This window comes from Rhodococcus sp. G-MC3 (genome assembly GCF_030063335.1).
GTDB lineage: Bacteria > Actinomycetota > Actinomycetes > Mycobacteriales > Mycobacteriaceae > Rhodococcoides.
The window spans coordinates 1-1973 of sequence record NZ_JASISW010000070.1 but is presented as its reverse complement, the minus strand read 5'-3'; the positions used below and the strand labels follow the sequence as shown (position 1 = coordinate 1973).

General features: G+C 60.0%; 4 protein-coding genes. 3 read left to right on the top strand and 1 reads right to left on the bottom strand.

Annotated elements, in window-relative coordinates:
- On the bottom strand, positions 1-417 hold a 417-nt coding region (locus tag QMK17_RS26195; RefSeq protein WP_283512205.1), incomplete at its 3' end, for a hypothetical protein.
- 226 nt (positions 418-643) lie between these two features.
- On the opposite strand from QMK17_RS26195, the gene QMK17_RS26190 reads away from it, so the two are divergent.
- The 3 genes from QMK17_RS26190 (at position 644) to QMK17_RS26180 (ending at position 1872) form a co-directional block, all read left to right on the top strand.
- Positions 644-907, top strand: a complete 264-nt coding sequence (locus tag QMK17_RS26190; protein ID WP_283512204.1) for a hypothetical protein — start codon at positions 644-646, stop codon at positions 905-907.
- Positions 904-1050 carry a hypothetical protein gene (locus QMK17_RS26185; protein ID WP_283512203.1) on the top strand — a complete coding sequence of 49 codons (147 nt, stop codon included), beginning with the start codon at positions 904-906 and terminating at the stop codon, positions 1048-1050. Before QMK17_RS26190 ends, QMK17_RS26185 begins: the two co-directional genes overlap by 4 nt.
- A gap of 141 nt (positions 1051-1191) precedes the next feature.
- Positions 1192-1872: a bifunctional DNA primase/polymerase gene (locus QMK17_RS26180; protein ID WP_283512202.1), complete on the top strand. Its 681-nt coding sequence runs from the start codon at positions 1192-1194 to the stop codon at positions 1870-1872.
- The last annotated feature ends 101 nt before the right edge of the window (positions 1873-1973 follow it).

Below are 1973 nucleotides of genomic sequence, written 5' to 3'. Positions count from 1 at the left end.
ACCCTCGACGCAGGCATTCAGCTCTCGACTACCAAGCCCCGAACGATGTCCACTACAGTTACCGGCAGCACGACAACGCGGCCTGAATTTAACCATCTCCAGTGTCCGAAATCCCCGCGGCAGATCAAACCCCGCGTCATGCAGATCCATCGAGAGAAAGTTTGGACTCTCGAAGGACGGCATAACCTTGCCCGAACTCCACTGAACAAGGATTGCGGAAGCTAGGCGGCTCGATTCATTGCTGTTGAACCTGAACGAAATGTTGAAGGTGGTGTCATACCGCTTGGTCATGTGCATCTCCTGGTTGGGAACAAACCCGACACCAGGCACGAACGAACCCGGCTCGGATTCGTTCGTTTCATGCAGCGAGCAGCTGCAGCACCAGTTGTACACGTCAGCAACGGACAGGGCAAACACCGAAACCTGTTGACAAGGTTGCCCTTACCAGCCGACGCCACTGCTGCGCGGCTGTTGTAATCACGGGCTCTAAGCGTCTAACGTTGACAGCAGTCGATCACTCGACTCCAACGCGAGCCGGTTCTCGGACCGGGGCATAGCGGATCACCACGCGCTCACAAACGTGGATTGAGATGGCCTCGCGACTGGAAGTGAGCTTTCTGAACACCATTCAGGGAGCACCTCCATGTCCGAATCCCGTTACGGCGAGCAACCTCTCGCACGCATCCTTCGCGAACAGCGCTGGACATTCACCCTCATGGCAGACGAGCTGGGTGTCAGCCGCCGCCAGGTTGGCAACGCCGCAAAAGGTTGGTCTCGTCCGATTCCTGCTCTGCGGGAACAATTGCCGATCATTCTCGGTGTACCGCTCGAAGAGCTGTTCACACCGAGCGCGCTCGAACCGTTCGCGGCGCAGCCTGAGCACCGCCGCAAGCGCGTCAACGCATGACCGCCGATGAGTTCGCCGAGCGTGCTCGCGAAACCGCACTTCGGAGCGCCTCGGAGCAAGGACTTCCTGAGACCGTATCCGACCCCTCCGCCATTCGCCTGCTACGCGTTCTGCTGAACGGAGGCGCACATGCTCGGGCATGAGAAAGGCCCCGCCAGCGGCAGCGTGGACGGGACCAATCCCAAGGGATACAACACAGTTGATCGGCCTCTCACCAGACCTCTCGTTGTCGATTCTAGCGGGCGTAATGCGCTGGCTGCCAGTGATGTACGGGAGTGGTCGCGATGACGGATGCTGCCTACGAATACCTCGATCGCGGTTGGTCGATCATGCCGTGCCATGCTCTCGTTCGCGGCAAATGCAGCTGCGGCAAAGGAGACGCTTGCGGTAGCCCAGGGAAGCATCCCCGTACTGCACACGGCGTCAAGGAGGCATCGAACGATCCGTCCAAGGTTGCGAGATGGATTGCTGCATACAAGGATGACGGTCTGAACTGGGCGGTCGCGTGTGGCGTCGACTCCGGTGTGTTCGTGGTCGACATCGACCGCGGACACGGCGGATTCGAGTCGTGGGAAGCGTGGCCCCACCATGGGGACGTTCCCGAGACGCTGACTGCGCTGACAGGTGGTGGTGGTCGACACTTGTACTTCCGGTATCCCGATGACGGCCGTATCGGTAACCCAACCAACTGGCTCGTCGGGGTCGACGTTCGAGGTGAGGGCGGGTACGCGATGCTACCTCCGTCGAACCACCATTCTGGCGGAACGTATCGCTGGCGCGACGACTCGACAGAACCAGCATTCGCGCCGCTGACGCTCATGCAGAGCCTCCAGCAACCAAGTAGCGAGCGCTCGTCCCTTCCAGCCAACTCGGCACTGCTGGCGGGAGTTTCAGAAGGGCAGCGGGACAACACGATCTTCCGAGCATGTTGCCGATGGTTAAGCCTGAATGCACCGATGAGCTGATGTGCCAGCTGCGAGTTTCGTTGTGACGCTGCGATGCGGGTATGGGCGTGGGTGATCGTCCGACCTCGGTGTCGGGTTGTTCCACTGGGTTTTTCATCTCG